Source organism: Micromonospora sp. WMMD736 (genome assembly GCF_049179015.1).
In the GTDB taxonomy this organism is placed as follows: Bacteria; Actinomycetota; Actinomycetes; order Mycobacteriales; family Micromonosporaceae; genus Micromonospora.
In genome coordinates, this window is record NZ_JBMHMI010000001.1 from 3782858 (window position 1) to 3801000 (window position 18143).

Sequence of the window (18143 nt, forward strand, 5' to 3'; positions counted from 1 at the left end):
CGTGCCAGCGCCGTAGCGGGCCGCACCCGAGAGCCTCGGTTCAGGAGCTGAGCAGCGCCTCGTGGACCTCGTCCCAGATCTGTTCGTTGGCCGCGACGAGCAGCCCGCGACCCTCGTCGGCCGGGTGGTAGTCGACGCCGTCGAACCGACGGGCCACGCCACCCGCCGCGCGCACCAGCAGGGTGCCCGGCGCATGGTCCCACGGCAGGGTGCGCCAGAAGAGGGCGAACTGCTGCTCGCCGGTGAGGATGTCCAGGTACTCCCGGCCGGCGCAGTGCTGGCCGGGCAGCAGTTCGCCGAGCCGGCGACCACCGGCACGGACCCGGTCGCGGGCCTCCGGCGGCAGGAACCGGGTCATCGCCACGCCGCGGATGTCACCCACGGACGGCACGACGTCGGCGGTGCCGACCGGCTGACCGTTGAGCAGGGTGCCCTCGTCGGCGCGGCCGACGGCGAGCGTCTCCGCCAGCGGATCGAGGATCCAGCCCGCCTGCGGCTGCCCGTCGGTCAGCAGGGCGACCATCAGGGCGAACGGACGACGCCCGGCGGCGAAGTTGGCGGTGCCGTCGACCGGGTCGACCAGCCACACGTCCCCGGCGTCGCGCAGGTGGCCCAGCAGCCCCGGATCGTCGGCGACGCCCTCCTCGCCCACCACCAGCGAACCCGGCCGGAGCCGACGCAGCCCAGCGGAGATCAACTCCTCGGCACGACGATCGGCGACGGTGACCACCTCGCCGGGCGCCTTCTCCGACACGTCGTCGTCGTCGAGCTTGCGGAACAGCGGCAGCACGACCTGGTCCGCGGCCTCGCGCAGGAGGTCGCCGACATCGTCGAGCAGGGTGTCAGCCACGCGGCGGCAACTTGACCACGCTGACGAAGAACTCGTCGATCTGCCGGACCACCGAGATGAAGCGCTCGAAGTCGACCGGCTTGGTCACGTAGGCGTTGGCGTGCAGCTGGTAGCTGCGCAGGATGTCCTCGTCAGCCTGGGAGGTGGTGAGGACGACCACCGGGATCCGGCGCAGCTCCTCGTCCTTCTTGATCTCTTCCAGCACCTCCCGGCCGTCACGGCGGGGCAGGTTGAGGTCGAGCAGGATCAGGTCGGGCGCCACCGCGTCCGCGTACGGGCCCTCCCGCCGCAGGTAGGCCAGCGCCTCGGCCCCGTCGGAGACGACGGTCAGCCGGTTGCGCAGCTTGTGCTCCTCGAACGCCTCCTGGGTCATCAGCACGTCACCCGGGTCGTCCTCGACGAGCAGGACCTCGATCGGGCTCTTGCCGTCCGCCGGCGCGGTCATCCCACCGTCTCCCTCATGTCACCCGTTCTACCGCCTTGCGGCGGTCCGTCGGCCTGGTCCGGCTGGTCCGCCCCGGCGGAGTGCTCCGGCGGCGCGGGAGAAGCCTCGTCCGCGGGCGTGGCGTCGTCCGCCGGGGCCTCCTGCGACTCCTCACCCGGTTCGCTGGCGGCAGCCGCCTCCACGTCCTCGGGACGCGCCGGAAGCGTGAACCGGATGGCGGTGCCCTCCGGCACGTCGGTGTCCACCCACACCCGACCGCCGTGATATTCCACGATCTTCTTGACGATCGCCAACCCGATGCCCGTGCCCGGGTACGCGTCCTTCGAGTGCAGCCGCTGGAAGATCACGAAGATCTTGTCGGCGAACTCCGGCTCGATACCGATGCCGTTGTCCTGGCAGCTGATCTCCCACTCGGCCCCGACCAGCCGAGCCGAGATCTGCACCTTCGGTGGCACGTCCGGACGACGGAACTTGATCGAGTTGCTGACCAGGTTGGCCAGCAGGTTCGTGAGCAGCGGCTCCTCGCCACGGATCACCGGCAGGTCGGTCCAGGTCAGCTCCGCGTCGGCGTACTGCCGGGCGGCCTCGGTCTGGCCGGCCACGTCGCCCATCACCTTGTTGAGGTCGACGTCCACGAAGCCGGTGGTGAGCCGGCCGATCCGGGAGAACGCGAGCAGGTCGTTGATCAGGCGCTGCATCCGCTGCGCGCCGTCCACCGCGAAGGCGATGTACTGGTCGGCCCGCTCGTCGAGCTGCCCCGCGTAGCGGCGTTGGAGCAACTGGCAGAAGCTCGCCACCTTGCGCAGCGGCTCCTGCAGGTCGTGGGACGCCACGTACGCGAACTGCTCCAGGTCACGGTTGGACCGGGTCAGCTCCTCGGCCTGCTTCTGGAGCTGGCTGTTGACCCACTCGATGCGTTCCCGGGCCTCCCGCACCTCGGCCAGGTCGGAGGCGATCTTCTGACGCATCGCGTCCACGTCCCCGGCCAGCCCGACGAACTCCGGTGGGCCGTGAGTGGTGACGCGGTGCTGGTAGTCGCCCTCGGCGACCTCGCGGACCTGGTCGGCGAGCCCGGTCAGTGGCCGGACCACCATCCGGTCCAGCGAGAGCAGCAGCAGCGCGCCGGCCACGACCACCACCAGTGCCGCGATGATCAGCAGGACGACGAGGACGTTGCTGCTGCTGCGGACATTCGCAGCGGCCTGCTCCCGGGCGTCCAGGATCTCCTGCTGGAGGTCGCCGACCGCCGACCGGACCTCATCGAACCGCTGCCGGGCCTGTTCGGTGACCAACGCCTGACCGGCCCGGGTGCCCTCCCGCTCCGTCGTCGTGATCACCGGTTGGGCGACGGTCTCCCGCCACTGCGCCGACCGCTCCTCGACGATCCGCAGCTCCTGACCGATCTGCGGATAGTCGTCCAGCAGGGTCCGCATCGCGGCGACGGTGGCCTTCTCCTGCTCAAGACCCGCGTCGTACGGAGCCAGGTCGGCCGGGTCACCGCTGACCGCGTACCCGCGAACCGCCGTCTCCTGGTCGAGCACCGCGTTGAGCAGTTCCTGCGACTGCACCCGCAGCGGCCCGGTCTGGTTCAGGATGGCGTCGATCTGGGTGCGGTTACGGGCGGCGATGGCCGCCTCCGCGACGGCCAGACCGATCAGCAACACACCCACGACCGTGAGCAGCGCGATGACCCGGCGGCGCAGACTCCAGCCGCCGATCACCGGCTTCACCGGCCACCACCGCGGCTGACCAGCAGCATCGCCACGTCGTCGGCGAGCGGACCCCCGTTGATCTGCTCGGCCCGGCCCACCAACCAGGCGGGCAGCTCGGGCAGCGACACCTCCCGGTTAGCGGGCTCGTCGAGCAGCCCACTCAGGCCCGGCACGTCGAGCCGTTCGTTGCCCGTGCCCACCCGTCCCTCGATCAGGCCGTCGGTGTACATCAGCAGGGACCAGTCATCGGTGTCGAACTCCAGGTCGAAGGCGATCGGCCGGCGGGGTCGTACGCCCAGCAGCAGGCCGCCGGGGGCGGGCACCGGGACGACCCGGCCGCCGGAGAGCAGCAGGGGCGGCGGATGCCCGGCGAGTCGGACGGTAGCCCGGTTGGCGTCCAGGTCGAGTCGGGTGGTGGCCACCGTCGCGAAGATCTCCTGAAGGCGGCGCTCACTCATCAGCACCTGCTCCAGGGCGGGCAGCACCTCGTCGTCCGGCACTCCGGCGAGCACGAGGGCCCGCCAGGCCACCCGCAGTTCCACACCGAGCGCGGCCTCGTCCACCCCGTGCCCGCAGACGTCCCCGACGATCAGGTCGAGCCGGTCCGGACGGGTCTGCACCACGTCGAAGAAGTCTCCGCCGATCAGCGCGGCGTGCCGACCCGGCCGGTAGAACGTGTGCACCGCCACCTGGTCGGTCGTCATCAGCGGCTGCGGCAGCAGGCCGCGTTCGAGGCGGGCCGACTCGGCCTGGCGTAGCTCGACCTCGCGCAGCCGGCGGGCGTTCTCGTCCGCGCGCTTACGTTCGACCGCGTAGCGCAGCGCCCGGGTCAGCAGCACCCCGTCGACCTGACCCTTGACCAGGTAGTCCTGCGCGCCCTCGGCGACCGCCACGATGCCCAGGTGCTCGTCCGAGCGGCCGGTCAGGACGCAGACGGCGGCACCGCTGGACATCTCCAGCACCTGGCGCAGCCCGTCCAGCCCCTGGGCGTCCGGCAGGCCCAGGTCGAGCAGGACGCAGTCGACCCCGGTGATGCGCTGCCGCGCCTCGCTGAGGCTGGTGGCGACCACCAGATCGATCATCGAGTTCGTCTCGGCGAGCAGCTCACCGACCAGGAAGGCGTCGCCCTCGTCGTCCTCCACCAGCAGCACCCGCAGCCGCTCGCCGGGCGGCAGGTTGCCGTGCCGCGCCAGCCCGCCGTGCGGGTACGGCACGACAGGGGAGCCGGCCAGGCCGCCTCCCCGGTGCGGCCGGGTCACCGCCGCGAGACGCGGGAGTTCGCTGGTGATGTCGGGCTCCTTCCGAGTGCCCTGCTGATCCTGTATTAGACAACGGTCGCACACAACACGATGGCCGCGGCACGGGGCGTGGATGGGCAGGATCACTGCCGGTCGGCCCCACTACCTTCGAGGAGTTCGGATGGGCGCACCCCCCACCGCCGTTACCGCGGACGTACCGCGCAAGCCACCTCCGGGCGTACCCCCTGCCGACCGCGCGCTGACCCGACCGCGACGGCGCCTTGCGGCCGCCGCGGCGGCGCTGGTCGCGCTGGCGGCCGTCGGCGCCGGCAGCCTGCTCGACCTGCGGACCCCGGCGCCACGGCCGGCGGACGCGCCGGCCGGCGAGTTCAGCGCCGCCCGGGCCTACGCGGACGTCCAGGTGATCGCGGCCCGGTCGCACGTCGCCGGGAGCCCCGCCAACGAGCAGGTTCGTGCGCATGTCGAGCAGAAGCTGCGCGGGCTGGGCTTGGAGACGCAGGTGCAGGACACCGTCGCGCCGGAGGCCGGCCAGCTCAGCGGGGCGGCCGGCGGAGCGACCTTCGCCCGGGTCCGCAACGTGGTGGCCCGGCTACCCGGGACGGATCCGACGGGCCGGGTGTTCCTGGTGGCCCACTACGACTCGGTGCAGACCGGACCGGGTGGCAACGACGACGCGGCCGGCACCTCCGCCATCCTCGAGGTGGCCCGTGCGCTGTCCACCGGCCCCCGGCCCCGCAACGACGTCGTCTTCGTGCTGACCGACGCCGAGGAGGCGTGCCTCTGCGGCGCGGCGGCGTTCGCCGCGAGCCACCCGCTCGCCGCCGACGGCGGTGTGGTGCTCAACCTGGAGGCGCGCGGTTCCACCGGTCCGGTGATCATGTTCGAGACCTCGAAGAACAACGCGAAGCTGGTGGACGTCTTCGGCCGGGCCGCCCCCCACCCGGTGGGCACCTCGTTCGCGGTGGAGATCTATCGGGCGCTGCCCAACGACACCGACTTCACCGCCTTCCTCGACCAGAAGTTCGTCGGGTTGAACTCGGCGTACATCGACGGCGGCGCGATCTACCACACGCCGCTGGACGTTCCGGCAGCGATGGACCGGGGCAGCCTCCAGCAGCACGGGGACAACGCGCTGGGGCTGGCCCGGGAGTTCGGCGCGGTCGACCTGACCGACCTGCGCTCCGGGCACGACGCCACCTACTTCCCGCTGCCGGGCGGGTTGGCCCGCTACCCGGGCTGGCTCGCCCTGCCGCTGGCCCTGCTCGCGGTGCTCGCGGTGGCGGCTCTGGGGTGGCTGACCCGCCGCAGCGGACGGGCCGGCACGGGCCGCCTGTTCGCCGGCTTCGGCCTCGCCCTCGTGCCGATCGTGGCCGCGCCGGTCGCCGCCCAACTGCTCTGGTTGGCGATCACCACGATCCGGCCGGGCTACGCGGAGCTGCTCGACCCGTACCGCCCGGTCTGGTACCGGATGGCCGTGTTGGCGCTCGCCGCCGCCATCCTGTTCAGCTGGTACGCGCTGACCCGCCGTTGGATCGGCCCGGCCGCGCTGGCCGTCGGCGGCCTGGCCTGGCTGGCGCTGCTCGGGGTGCTGCTCGCCGTGGCGGTACCCGGCGGGGCGTACCTGACCACCCTGCCGGCGTTGGCCGGCGCCCTCGGCGGCCTGGTCGCGCTCCGTACCCGGCAGACCGGGCCGTGGCCGGTGGTGGCGGTGACCGCCGCCGCCGCGGTCGGCGTGCTGATCCTCCTGCCGACGGTGGTGTTGCTCTTCCCCGCGCTGGGGATGGCGATGGGCGGGGTGGCCGCGCTGGTCGCGGTGCTGCTCGGCCTGACCGCGCTGCCGGTGGTCGACCTGCTGCACCCGCAGGCCGGCGGGCAGCGCGGCCTGCAGGCGCTGCGGGCCCGGCGACGCGCGGCGCTGCCGGCCGGTGCCGCCGCCGTGGCGGCGGTGGTGCTCGCCGGGGTCGGGCTGGCCGTGGACCGTTTCGACGCCGCCCACCCCGCGCCCACCCACCTGATGTACGCCATGGACGCCGGCACCGGGCAGGCCCGCTGGCTGAGCCACGAGACCGACCCGCAGCCGTGGACGGACGGCTACGTGGACGGGGTGGTCAGCGTGGCGGACGACTTCCCCGGCCTCGGCGACGGTGACCTGCGGGTCGGCCCGGCCCAGGCGGCCAGCCTGCCGGCGCCGAAGCTCGACGTGCTGGCCGACACCAGCGCCGGCGGTGAACGCACCCTGCGGCTGCGCCTCACCCCACAGCGGGCGGTCCGCCTCGCCACCCTGCACGTGGACACGACGACCGCCACCGTGCTGCGCGCCGAGGTAGGCGGGCGGGCGGCGCCGGTGCAGCCGCGCGCGGGCAGGTGGGGGTTCGGTCTGGTCTTCCACGCCCCGCCGCCGGAGGGCGTCGAGGTCACGCTGACGCTGCGACCGATCGCCGCACAGGTGGCGCTGCGGGCGATGGACGCCAGCGACGGGCTGGACGCGCTGCCCGGCTTCCGGCCCCGGCCGCCGGCCGTCGGCGTCGTCGGGTCGCACAGCTCGGAGATGCTGGCCGTCGCCCGCACCTACCCGGTCTGAGAACGACGAATCGGTGGCCCGGCGGCCGATGTGTGCCGCCGGGCCACCGATTCGTGAATCGGGTTTCCGTCCCTCGACCGGGACCACGAAATCGGGCGCGGACGTGCAAGATGCCATCCATGCGCCGGCTCGTCATCATTCTCGCCCTGCTGACCGCCGTGGTCCCGGGAGCCGCCGCCTGCGCCTCGAAACCGCGCCCGGTGTGGGGCTCCTACCAGGCCGAGGTGACCGGCGTGACGCCCGGCCCGGGCCCCCAGGCGGTCACCGTGCACGTCAAGGCGCTCGCCGGCCGCGACGGCTGCTCGCGCAATGTCCGGGTCGGCTACCACCAGGAGGAGAACGGCGTCATCTTCGCCAACATCGAGCAGGAATCGGCCGAGGCGGCCACGGTCGGCGCCTGCCCGACGTTCGCGCCGGCCGAGGTGACCCTCACGTCGGCGGAGCCGATCGGCGACCGCCTGCTGACGCTCAACCAGAAGACGTGGGCGCTGAAGAACGGCGCGTACAGCCTTTGTGACAAGAACCTTGGCTGCAAGCCACCGGAGGACCGCTGCGACCCGACCTGGACGCGTGCGGCCGTACAGGGGATGGACGTGTCCCGCCATTCGCCTGGCCATGTCGAAGCCTGCGACGGACGTTGGCTGGTCATGACGGTGGCCGATGACCCGACCGCGTGCGGCGTCGAGCCGCGCCCCGGGTGCGAGGTGAACACCGCCGTACGGCGCTACTTCCTGCGTAACGAGCCGGCCGGATGGTCGACCGTCACCCGGACCACGTCGGGCGGGTGCGGTGCGATCCTCAAGGCGGCTCCGGCCTTCCCCCGCAAGCTCTGCGCCAACCTGAAACCGACGGGGCGGTTCGTCACCGCAGGCCCACCGCTGCCGACCGGCCAGCCCGGCGGCTGATCAGACGGCGATCTTGAAGCAGACCGCGAACAATCCGGTCGCCGGGGCCACATCCGCCCGCTATGGTCCGCGGCATGCGGCTAGAGAAGATCACCCCGGAGAACTACGAGGCGGCTCTCGAAGTGTCGGTGCGCCCCGATCAGGAGGATCTGGTCGAGCCGGTGGTCAAGTCCCTGGCCGAGGCGTACGTCTTCCCCGATCACGCCTGGCCGAGGCTGATCTACGACGGCGACCGGCTGGTCGGCTTTCTCATGGCCTTCCTCGCCATACCGTGGGGCGACAATCCCGATGACCTGCGCTCCGGCCTCTGGCGGCTGAACATCGCAGCCGACGCACAGGGGAGCGGTTACGGCCGGTTCGCCGCAGAGGCCGTCTGCGCCGAGATCCGCGCCAGAGGCGGCACCCGGGCATACGTCACCTGGGAGTCCCGGGCAGGAGGGCCCGAGAAGTTCTACCTGAAATTGGGCTTCCGGCCGACAGGCGAGCAAAGCGGCGGACAGATAGTCGGCGTCCTGGACCTCTGACGATGCGTCATGGTCGTCCGGTCTGTCTGGTCACTACTTCCAGCGGAAGTGGACGAAGAGGCGGCCGAAGTTCTTCGAGTCCTTCTCGACCCGGTGGTAGAGCTGCTTGACGTCCTTCTGGTCGAGGAACCGCAGCACACGCTTCTTGAGCTGCCCCGAACCCTTGCCCGGGATGATCTCGACGAGGGTGGCCTTCTTCGCCACCGCCTCGTCCATGATCCCGCGCAGCGCGCGGTCGATGTCGTGGCCCTTGTTGAAGATGTCGTGCAGGTCCAGCTTGAGCTTCATGCCGCAGCCCCCGGCCGGTCAGGTCCCATGTCCGCCATCCTAGGCACGCCGCTTCGGCAGGCCCCGCGCGACGACGAAGGGGCGGCCCCGTGGGACCGCCCCTTCGTACACCGCCTGCTCTGCGCTCAGCGCGTGCCGCCCACGCGGGTCTCCACCCGCTGCAAGGCGATCCGGTAGTCGTCGTTGGCCGCGTACATCGCCGCGGCGATCCGCAGGTGCCGCAGCGCGTCGGTGTGCCGGTTCAGCCGCTCCAACGTCCGGCCCAGCACGTGGTGCGCGTAGTGGTCGCTCGGGTCCCGGTCGACCAGTTCCCGCAACTGCTCCTCGGCCCGGTTGAGCTGGGCCGACTGGAAGTACGCCCGGGCCAGCAGCTGCCGGACGGCGGCGTTGCCGGGCTCGGCGTCCACGATCGGCTCCAGCAGTCGGGCCGCTCCGCTCGGGTCACCGGCTTCGAAGAACATGGTCGCCCGCCGGTAGTCCGCCAGAAGATCCATCTGCCCACCTCCTCGGGTCGCGCCGTCACCTGTTCCGACGCTGGCACAACACTCGGCGTTTGGCGACTGTTCCCCGGGTCGAAATAGGGTCAGGTACGCGCGTCGCGACGCCCGGCGGACAGTTCCCAGGCCCGGACGCCGCCGACGATGCCGGCCGTGTTCGGCACCACCACCACGTCGTCGCCCATGCGGGCGAGCTGCTCCGGTCGGATCAGCCGGGAGTTGCCCCCACCCAGGTAGAGCCGGTCCCACCGGAACACCGGACGCAGCCCGTCCACCACCTGCCGGATGCGACGGGACCAGAAGGCGTCGCCGAGCCGCCGCCGCTCCGGCTCACCCACGTACGTGTCGTAGGTGGTGCCCCAGCGCACCGGCGCGTGCGACAGCTCCAGGTGCGGCGCGAGGACGCCGCCGTCGAAGAGGGCGCTGCCCAACCCCGTCCCCAACGTCAACACCAGTTCACAGCCGGTGCCGGCCACCACACCCGCCCCGTGCACCTCGGCGTCGTTGAGCACCAGCGCCGGCACTCCGAACGCGTCGGCCAGCGCGCCCCGCGCGTCCCAGCCGGACCACTCGGCCAGCAGGTCCGGGTCGACCCGGGACCGGGGTCCGCTGCGGGTGACGTAGTGCGGGGTGGCCACCACGACGCCGTGCCGGATCATCCCGGGGACGCCGACGGTCAGCCGGTCGGCCGTGGGCAGTCGCCCACCGAGGTCCAGCAGGGTCCGCACGAACAGGGCGGGCGGCAACGGGTACGGGGTCGGCACCCGCAGCGGTCGGGCGCGCATCGTGCCGGCCTCGTCGAGCACCGACGCCTTGATGCCGCCGCCACCGCAGTCGATCGCCAGTGTGGTCACCACGTCATGGAGTCTGCCCGCTCGCGGCCGGTCTCATGCGGGCGGCCCGATAGGCTGCCGTCCTGATGAGCGCCACGATGATCGTCAAGGACCTGGCCGCCGGGCACGGCGACCGCGCACTCTTCGCCGGCTTGGACCTGGTGGTCGCCCCGGGCGACGTTGTCGGCCTGGTCGGGCCGAACGGGGCCGGCAAGTCGACGCTGCTGCGTACCCTCGCCGGGTTGTTGCCGGTCGAGGCCGGCACCGTGCGACTCAGCCCGCCGACCGCGAGCGTCGGGCACCTGCCGCAGGAGCCGGAGCGGCGGCCGGGCGAGACGGTACGGGAGTTCCTGGCCCGCCGGACCGGGGTGACCGGCGCGCAGGCGGCGCTGGACGCGGCGACCGAGGCGCTGACGGCCGGGTCGGCGGGCGCCGACGACGCGTACGGTGACGCGCTGGAGCGCTGGCTCGCCCTGGGCGGCGCGGACCTCGACGAGCGGGCCGACCAGGTGAGCGCCGATCTGGGGCTCACGGTCGACCTGGACCACCCGATGACCGGGCTCTCCGGCGGCCAGGCGGCCCGGGCGGGGTTGGCGTCGCTGCTGCTCAGCCGGTACGACGTCTTCCTGCTCGACGAGCCGACCAACGACCTGGACCTGGCCGGGTTGGAGCGGCTGGAGGAGTTCGTCACCGGGCTGCGGGCCGGCACGGTGCTGGTCAGCCACGACCGGGAGTTCCTGACCCGCACGGTGACCCGGGTGCTGGAGCTGGACCTGCCGCAGCAGCAGGTCAACCACTACGGCGGCGGTTACGCGGCCTACCTGGAGGAGCGCGAGGTGGCGCGGCGGCACGCCCGTGCCGACTTCGAGGAGTACGCCGAGACGAAGGCCGGTCTGGAGGCGCGGGCCCGGACCCAGCGCGGCTGGATGGAGAAGGGCGTGAAGAACGCCCGCCGCAAGGCCACCGACAACGACAAGATCGGCCGCAAGTTCCGCAGCGAGGCCACCGAGAAGCAGGCCGCCAAGGCGAAGCAGACCGAGCGGCTGATCGAACGACTCGAGGTGGTCGAGGAGCCCCGCAAGGAGTGGGAGCTGCGGATGGAGATCGCCGCCGCGCCCCGCGCCGGCGCCGTCGTGGCCACGCTGCGCAACGCGGTGGTACGCCGGGGAGGCTTCACGCTCGGGCCGGTCGACCTCCAGATCGACTGGGCGGACCGGGTGGCGGTGACCGGGGCGAACGGCTCCGGCAAGTCCACCCTGCTGGCCGCGCTGCTGGGGCGGCTGCCGGTGGACGAGGGGACCGCCTCGCTCGGGCCGGGCGTGGTGGTCGGTGAGGTGGATCAGGCCCGCGGGTTGTTCCTCGGCGACGCGCCGCTGATCGACGCGTTCCACGCCGCCGTACCGCACATGTCGCCAGCGGACGCGCGGACCCTGCTGGCCAAGTTCGGCCTGCGCGCGGCACACGTTCCCCGACCGGCGGCGACCCTCTCGCCCGGCGAGCGCACCCGGGCGGCGCTGGCCCTGCTCCAGGGGCGTGGGGTCAACCTGCTCGTACTGGACGAGCCCACCAACCACCTAGACCTACCCGCCATCGAACAGCTCGAATCGGCGCTGGCCAGCTACCCGGGAACGCTGCTGCTGGTCACGCACGACCGGCGGATGCTGGCCGCCGTCGAGACCAACCGACGGCTGCGGGTCGACGCCGGGCGGATCGCCGAGGATTGATGCGGGCCCGCGGACCGGCGCGGGGTGAGAATGACGCCATGCTCAAGTGGGAGTACGCCCTGCTGGTCCGCCGCCGCCAGGCGGCGACCAACGACCTCGGCTGGGAGGTCGTCTTCGTCTGGTACGGCCCGGACGGCTCGATGGTCGACGTGACGCCGTACGGCGACACGTCGCTGGCCCACCTCAACCGGGCCGGCGACCAGGGCTGGGAGCTGGTCGCGATGAGCGAGGACCCGTCGCTGCCCGGCAACCACGAACTGCACCGCTACCACCTCAAGCGGCCGAAGCCCGCCGCTCCACCGCCCCGCCAGCGGATGCGGGGAGGTCGCCGGACCCTGTCGGGCTGACCTTCGACGGCGCTGAACCGGAGCGCGGGCCCTGGGCCGGAGCGCGGGCCGTGGGCCGGCGGGCGGCACTCCGTTGAGCGTGATGCCTGTGTGTCATCTTGATGCCACAGAGGCATCACGCTCAACGGACCAGGTGCCTCGGGACGGCCCGACAGGCCCGCCCGCGCGGTCGCGCGACGGCGAAGAGGGGAATACCGGGCGCGTAGCCGGGTAACGCGCGGCGGGAGGTGGCCCGAATGGTCGCTTTGGCACAGACTCCGCCCTCGGCCGACCGGCTGCGGTTGATCGACGAATTTCTCGCGCAGGCGTGGGCGGACCAGGTCCGGCACGACGACCGGCTCCGGGGCCTGGCCGTCGAGGTGCGGTTCGACCGTGGGGTCGCCCACCTCAGCGGAGAGGTCGCCGAGCCCGCCGACCTCCGGCTGGTACGGGACACGGTCGGGCGGCTGGCCGGCGTCTACGGCGTCTGGTGCAAGGTCGGCGTCGGCGGGCGGGCGCCCGTGGTGGTGGACCTCGGCTGTGGCCCGACCAAGCAGTGGTCGGGCAACCTCGGGCTGGACATCTATCCCGCGCCGGGGGTGGACGCGGTGGCGGACCTCTCCGGCTCGCTGCCGCTGGCCGACAACTCGGTGGACGTGCTGTTCGCGGTGCACATCCTGGAGCACCTGATCGACTTCCTGCCCCTGGTGGACGAGTGTCACCGGGTGCTGCGCCCCGGCGGCGTCCTGCACGTCATGAGCCCGTGGTGGGGGCACGTCAACGCGGTGGCCGACCCGACGCACGTCCGGCTGATGGACGTCCAGACCTTCAAGGGGATCTGCCAGCTCCGGCCGCCGGGCACCCCGCGCTGGTACCCGCTGCACGCCGGGTGCGACGGCGCATCGATCTTCGCCGACCTGACGCCCCTCCCCGCCGATGCCGAGCCCGCTTCGAACTCCCACCTGGCCCGCTTCTTCGACTAGGGTCCGGTGGATTCGCGCAGCTCCAGGCGGTACGGGGCCTTGAGCGCGCGGGCGGGGGCGGCGCGGTCGCCGTCGAGGCGGCTGGCGAGAAGTTCGACGGCCAGCCGGGCGATCCGCTCCTTGTCGGGGGCGACGGTGCTCAGCGTGGGGACCGAGAAACGTCCGTCCTCGATGTCGTCGAAGCCGACCACCGCCACGTCCTCGGGCACACGCAGACCCGCCTCGTACAGGGCCCGCAGGGCGCCCAGGGCGAGCGTGTCGTTGAAGCAGAACACGGCGTCGGGGCGTACTCCCGTGGTGAGCAGGCCGCGCATCGCGGCCGCGCCGTCGGCGCGGTGCCAGGCCGTCGCGGACGCCACGAGGGCTTCGTCGTAGGCCAGGCCGGCGGCGCGCAGCGCCTCGGTGTAGCCGGCCAGGCGGAGGCGGGCGCTGGCACCCTCGTCGGTGCGCTGCGCGCCGATCGCCGCGATGCGGCGGCGGCCGAGCCGGATCAGGTGGTCGGTGATCTCCCGGGCGGCGGTGACGTTGTCGATCACCACGCGATCGGCGGGACCGTGGTCGACGCGCTCGCCGAGCAGCACCATCGGGGTGCCGTCGAGGCTGGCCAGATCCTCCGCCGTGAGCGCCAGCGGGCTGAAGATGAGCCCGTCGATCAGGTGGTCGGTGATGCCGGAGGCGACGACCCGCTCCTGCTCACGCCGGCCGCCGGTCTGGTCGATGAGCACGGTCCAGCCGTACTCGGCGGCGGCGGTGACGACGTGGCGGGCGAGTTCGGCGAAGTACGGGATGTCCAGTTCCGGCACCGCCAGGGCGATCACCCCGGTACGGCCCTTGCGCAGGTGACGGGCCGAGAGGTTGGGTCGGTAGTTCAGCTCGGCGATGGCCTCCTCGACACGGGCCCGGGTGTCCGGACGTACGTGCACGTAACCGTTCACCACGTTGGAGACGGTCTTCACCGAGACTCCGGCCCGCTCGGCCACGTCCTTGAGCCTGTGCCGCACCCCGCAACCTCCCGCTGTGACCCAGCGCACCATACCTGATCTACAACGTTGCAGAAGCGTCCTGCGCACAGCTGGGCCCCCACGTGGCGGGGGCCCAGCTGTGTGCGGGCGGTCAGGCGCTCGGCTCGCGCTGCTCCGGCACGGCCGGTTCGTGGCGGGCGAGGCGGTTACGTCGATAGCCGTAACCGAAGTAGATGATCGCGCCGAGCAGCATCCAGGCCAGGAACCGCAGCCAGGTCTCCACGGACAGATTGAGCATCAGGTAGAAGCAGGCGACCGCCGAGACGATCGGCAGCACCGGCGAGAACGGCACCCGGAACGGACGGTCGAGGTCCGGACGCTTGCGGCGCAGGATCGGTACCGCGATGGAGACCAGCACGAACGCGCAGAGCGCGCCGATGCTGACCAGGTCGGCCAGGGCGGAGAGCGGGAGGAAGCCGGCCAGCAGCGCGACGGCCACCGTCATGATCGCCGAGATCCGGTACGGGGTGCCCCAGCGCGGGTGCACGGCCGCGATCGAGGGCGGGATCAGCCCGTCCCGGGCGATGGCGAAGCCGATCCGGCCCATCGCCACCAGGTCGACCAGGATGACGCTGGTCAGGCCGGCGACCGCCGCGATGGAGACCAGCACGGCCGCCCAGCCCGCGCCGACCGACTCGAAGGCCGAGGCGATCGGAGCGCCCCGGTCGATCTCGGTGTACGGCACCATGCCGACGACCACCAGCGAGACGCCGATGTAGAGCACGGTGGAGATCAGCAGCGTACCGAGCAGGCCCAGGGTGAGGTCCCGCTTGGGCTTACGGGTCTCCTCGCCCAGGTTGGCGACGGCCTCGAAGCCGGTGTACGCGAAGAAGACCACCGCGGCGGCGCTGAGCACCCCGACGAAGCCGAAGACCGACGGCTCCAACCCGAACAGCGCCTGCGTCACCGGCTGCTTGATGCCGTCGTCGCCGCTGCCGGCGGGCTCGGCCGGCGGGATGAACGGGGTGAGGTTGGCGGCCTTGACGAAGAACAGGCCGGCGACCACCACGAAGACGCAGATGGCGACCTTGACCAGCACCAACAGGTTGGTGATCCGGGCGGACTCCCGGATGCCGACGATCGCCACGATGCCGAGGATCAGCACGATGGCGATGGCGCCGACGTTGACGACGCTGCCCTCCTCGCCGAACCACCGGGTCGGCAGGTCGAGCAGTTCGGCCAGGTAGCCGGACCAGCCGCGGGCTACCACCGCCGCGCCGAGCGCGAACTCCAGGAGTAGGTCCCAGCCGATGATCCAGGCGACGATCTCGCCCATGGTGGCGTACGCGTAGGTGTAGGCGCTGCCGGCGGTCGGCACGCTGGAGGCCAACTCGGCGTAGCAGAGGGCGGCGAGCAGGGCCACCACGCCGGCGATCCCGAACGAGATCACCACACCCGGCCCGGCGCTGTCGCGGGCCTCGATGCCGGTGAGCGTGAAGATGCCGGTGCCGATCACGATGCCGATGCCGAAGCCGGTGAGGTCGAGGGCGCCGAGTCGCCGCTTGAGTCCGACTCCGCCGTCACTGCCGTCCGCCTCGCCCTGGGCTATGACGTCCTTGATCGGTTTGGTTCGCAGCACGGACATGCGCTCACCCCTTCACACCGTGCGACCACCACCGTGGCGGCCGGTGACCGGCGTTGCTACCCAGCGGGACGAATGGTCAACCACGAACACTTGCGGCGGCGACGCGATTGTGAAAATTTCCTTCTGTACGCAGATAGGAAGCGGTGAATCTTGCCGTATCCGGACTGCACCGGGAGCCCCAACGAAGGGACATACCGCATGAAAGCACTCCGCCTCACCGCCGCCGGCCTGACCGCGATACTGCTCGGCTCACTCGCCGCCACCCCCGCGAACGCCACCACCCCCTCCGCCACCGCCTGCGTCACCAACCCGGCCACCCCCAAGCGGCAGTTCCGGGCCATGTGGATCTCGTCGGTGGTCAACATCGACTGGCCCAGCAAGGCCTCCCAGACCAGCCCGGACCGGATCGCCGCCCAGCAGGCCGAGTACCGTGACCTGCTCGACCTCGCCGAGCGACTGCACCACAACGCGGTCGTCGTGCAGGTCCGCCCCACCGCCGACGCGCTCTGGCCCTCGGCGTACGAGCCGTGGTCGGAGTACCTGACCGGGGTGCGCGGCCAGGACCCCGGCTGGGATCCGCTGGCCTTCCTCGTGGACGAGTCGCACCGGCGGAACCTCGAATTCCACGCCTGGTTCAACCCGTACCGCGTCTCCATGCCGGCCCCCGGCGGCGCCGGAGCCGACGTCGGCCAGCTCGCCCCCGGACACCCGGCACGGCAGCACCCGGACTGGACCTTCGCCTACCCGCCGGCCGGCGTCGCCGGCAGCCGGCTCTACTACAACCCCGGCATCCCCGAGGTCCGCGAGTTCGTCCAGACCGCGATGATGGACGCGGTCCAGCGGTACGACATCGACGGCGTCCACTTCGACGACTACTTCTACCCCTACCCCAGCGGCACCTACCAGGTGCCCGACGATGCCACCTTCGCGGCGCACAACCGGGGCTTCACCGACCGGGCCGAGTGGCGGCGGGACAACATCAACCTGCTGATCCAGGAGATGAACGGCAAGATCAAGGCGGCGAAGCCATGGGTCAAGTTCGGGGTCAGCCCGTTCGGCATCTGGCGCAACGCCAGCGCCGACCCGCTCGGCTCGGACACCACCGGCAGCCAGTCGTACGACATCATCTCCGCCGACACCCGGAAGTGGATCAAGCAGGAGTGGATCGACTACGTCGTGCCGCAGCTCTACTGGTACATCGGCCAGTACCCGGCGGCCGACTACGCGCGACTCGTGCCGTGGTGGGCCGAGACGGTACGCGGCACCCGGGTGCAGCTCTACATCGGCCAGGCCGACTACAAGAGCGGCGACCCCGCGTACGGGCCGTACTGGCAGAACCCGCGTGAGCTGTCCGACCACCTGACGCTCAACCGGTCGTACCCCGAGGTACAGGGCAACGTACACTTCTCGGCCGTCCAGGTACGCGCCAACCGGCTCGGCGCTACCGACAGCTACGCGGCCGAGCACTACTCGCGCCCGGCCCTCGTACCGGCCATGCCGCACCTGCCGGCGAAGCCGCTGCTCCCGCCGGTCGTCACCCGGGTCGGGCGGGACGCCGACGGGGTCCGGCTGACCTGGCGTCAGCCGGCCGACGGCAAGGGCCCCCTGGGCACGGCCACCTCGTACGCGATCTACCGGTTCGACGGGACCACGCTGCCCGGGCAGTGCGCCACCGCGGACGCCACACACCTGGTCGACACCGTCCGGGCCACCTCGGGCGGCGCGCAGTCCTGGGTGGACACGTCGGCCGAACCCGGCCGCCGTTACACCTACCGGCTGACCGCGCTGGACCGGACGGCGAACGAGAGCCCGGCCAGCCCGCCGGCCTTCCTGCTGCGCTGATCAGGTCCGCCGGATGCCCCGGGCGCACGGAGCGTCCGGGGCATTCGTCTGTTTCGACGCATGTCACCGATAGTTGGCCGGGCGCATACCGACAGGCTGATCAGTTGATCGACACTTGTCGACATCCGGTGACCCGCCGGTAACTTCCGTCCCACCGCACACCCCGCGGAGGTAAGCCGTGCCCCGTCGTATCGCCACCCTGTTCACCTCGGGCGCGCTCGCGCTGCTCGCCACCCTCGCCATCGCCTCCCCCGCCGCCGCCGTCACCCCCGCCCAGAAGCTGTCCGTGCTGTCGAGCTGGACCCAGACCAGCGCGTCCAGCTACAACTCCTGGAACAGCGCCCGCCTCAACCGGGCCCCCTGGGCCGAGTACAACTTCGTCTGGTCCACCGACTACTGCTCGTCCAGCCCCGACAACCCGCTCGGCTTCACCTTCAACCTGGGCTGCTACCGGCACGACTTCGGCTACCGGAACTACAAGGCGGTCGGCCAGTTCTCCGCCAACAAGGCCCGCCTCGACAACGCCTTCTACGCGGACCTGAAGCGGGTCTGCGCCACGTACAACGCGGTCGTCCGCCCGGCCTGCTACAGCCTGGCCTGGACGTACTACCAGGCGGTCCACGTCTTCGGCTCGGTAGCCGCCGTTCAACAGGCCGACATCGACCGCGCCGCCCGAATGAAGGCCCAGGCCGAATCCCAAGCCCGCACCCGCGCCTGACCCCCTACCCCTACCCCTACCCCTTTAGCGGTGATCATGGAGTTATTGC

General features: G+C 71.8%; 17 protein-coding genes. 8 read left to right on the forward strand and 9 right to left on the reverse strand.

Annotation, left to right across the window (positions count from 1 at the left end):
* Window positions 1-40: 40 nt before the first annotated feature.
* The 4 genes from ACN269_RS16770 to ACN269_RS16785 are packed head-to-tail and all read right to left on the reverse strand — an operon-like array spanning window position 41 to window position 4221.
* Complete coding sequence (locus ACN269_RS16770; protein WP_421473309.1) at window positions 41-850, reverse strand: inositol monophosphatase family protein; 810 nt, start codon at window positions 848-850, stop codon at window positions 41-43.
* Window positions 843-1295, reverse strand: coding sequence for a response regulator (locus ACN269_RS16775; RefSeq protein ID WP_421473310.1), 453 nt, complete (start codon window positions 1293-1295; stop codon window positions 843-845). Before ACN269_RS16775 ends, ACN269_RS16770 begins: the two co-directional genes overlap by 8 nt.
* Complete coding sequence (locus ACN269_RS16780) at window positions 1292-3025, reverse strand: ATP-binding protein (RefSeq protein WP_421473311.1); 1734 nt, start codon at window positions 3023-3025, stop codon at window positions 1292-1294. Before ACN269_RS16780 ends, ACN269_RS16775 begins: the two co-directional genes overlap by 4 nt.
* Window positions 3022-4221, reverse strand: coding sequence for a PP2C family protein-serine/threonine phosphatase (locus ACN269_RS16785; protein ID WP_421473312.1), 1200 nt, complete (start codon window positions 4219-4221; stop codon window positions 3022-3024). Before ACN269_RS16785 ends, ACN269_RS16780 begins: the two co-directional genes overlap by 4 nt.
* Before the next feature lie 205 nt (window positions 4222-4426).
* On the opposite strand from ACN269_RS16785, the gene ACN269_RS16790 reads away from it, so the two are divergent.
* The 3 genes from ACN269_RS16790 to ACN269_RS16800 all read left to right on the forward strand — a co-directional run bounded on the left by ACN269_RS16790 (window position 4427) and on the right by ACN269_RS16800 (window position 8276).
* Complete coding sequence (locus ACN269_RS16790) at window positions 4427-6847, forward strand: M28 family peptidase (RefSeq protein WP_421473313.1); 2421 nt, start codon at window positions 4427-4429, stop codon at window positions 6845-6847.
* 119 nt (window positions 6848-6966) lie between these two features.
* Window positions 6967-7752, forward strand: coding sequence for a hypothetical protein (locus ACN269_RS16795; RefSeq protein WP_421473314.1), 786 nt, complete (start codon window positions 6967-6969; stop codon window positions 7750-7752).
* 74 nt (window positions 7753-7826) lie between these two features.
* A complete protein-coding gene (locus ACN269_RS16800; RefSeq protein ID WP_421473315.1) occupies window positions 7827-8276 on the forward strand; it encodes a GNAT family N-acetyltransferase in 450 nt (149 codons plus the stop codon).
* Window positions 8277-8309: 33 nt separating this feature from the next.
* Here the strand turns inward: ACN269_RS16800 and ACN269_RS16805 are convergent, their stop codons facing one another.
* The 3 genes from ACN269_RS16805 to ACN269_RS16815 form a co-directional block, all read right to left on the reverse strand.
* A complete protein-coding gene (locus ACN269_RS16805) occupies window positions 8310-8564 on the reverse strand; it encodes a Smr/MutS family protein (RefSeq protein ID WP_013736060.1) in 255 nt (84 codons plus the stop codon).
* A 125-nt stretch (window positions 8565-8689) separates the two neighbouring features.
* Entirely contained in the window at window positions 8690-9058 is a 369-nt protein-coding gene (locus ACN269_RS16810; RefSeq protein WP_421473316.1) for a tetratricopeptide repeat protein, read from the reverse strand.
* A gap of 89 nt (window positions 9059-9147) precedes the next feature.
* On the reverse strand, window positions 9148-9918 hold the full coding sequence (locus ACN269_RS16815; protein WP_421473317.1) for an ROK family protein: 771 nt from the start codon (window positions 9916-9918) through the stop codon (window positions 9148-9150).
* A 62-nt stretch (window positions 9919-9980) separates the two neighbouring features.
* Between ACN269_RS16815 and ACN269_RS16820 the strand changes: the two genes are divergently transcribed.
* From ACN269_RS16820 to ACN269_RS16830, 3 genes are all read left to right on the forward strand, one after another.
* Entirely contained in the window at window positions 9981-11618 is a 1638-nt protein-coding gene (locus ACN269_RS16820; protein ID WP_421473318.1) for an ABC-F family ATP-binding cassette domain-containing protein, read from the forward strand.
* Window positions 11618-11965 carry a hypothetical protein gene (locus tag ACN269_RS16825; protein WP_421473319.1) on the forward strand — a complete coding sequence of 116 codons (348 nt, stop codon included), beginning with the start codon at window positions 11618-11620 and terminating at the stop codon, window positions 11963-11965. Before ACN269_RS16820 ends, ACN269_RS16825 begins: the two co-directional genes overlap by 1 nt.
* A gap of 236 nt (window positions 11966-12201) precedes the next feature.
* Window positions 12202-12927, forward strand: a complete 726-nt coding sequence (locus ACN269_RS16830; RefSeq protein WP_421473320.1) for a methyltransferase domain-containing protein — start codon at window positions 12202-12204, stop codon at window positions 12925-12927.
* Here the strand turns inward: ACN269_RS16830 and ACN269_RS16835 are convergent.
* Complete coding sequence (locus tag ACN269_RS16835; protein WP_421473321.1) at window positions 12924-13928, reverse strand: LacI family DNA-binding transcriptional regulator; 1005 nt, start codon at window positions 13926-13928, stop codon at window positions 12924-12926. The two genes, ACN269_RS16830 and ACN269_RS16835, sit on opposite strands and share 4 nt — an antisense overlap.
* Window positions 13929-14040: 112 nt before the next feature.
* Window positions 14041-15534, reverse strand: coding sequence for an amino acid permease (locus ACN269_RS16840; RefSeq protein WP_421473322.1), 1494 nt, complete (start codon window positions 15532-15534; stop codon window positions 14041-14043).
* Window positions 15535-15732: 198 nt separating this feature from the next.
* Between ACN269_RS16840 and ACN269_RS16845 the strand changes: the two genes are divergently transcribed.
* Both ACN269_RS16845 and ACN269_RS16850 read left to right on the forward strand, forming a co-directional pair.
* The gene (locus ACN269_RS16845; RefSeq protein WP_421473323.1) at window positions 15733-17376 is read left to right on the forward strand and encodes a glycoside hydrolase family 10 protein; all 1644 of its coding nucleotides are present in this window, start codon (window positions 15733-15735) and stop codon (window positions 17374-17376) included.
* A 178-nt stretch (window positions 17377-17554) separates the two neighbouring features.
* Window positions 17555-18094 carry a phospholipase gene (locus tag ACN269_RS16850; RefSeq protein ID WP_421473324.1) on the forward strand — a complete coding sequence of 180 codons (540 nt, stop codon included), beginning with the start codon at window positions 17555-17557 and terminating at the stop codon, window positions 18092-18094.
* Window positions 18095-18143 lie beyond the last annotated feature (49 nt).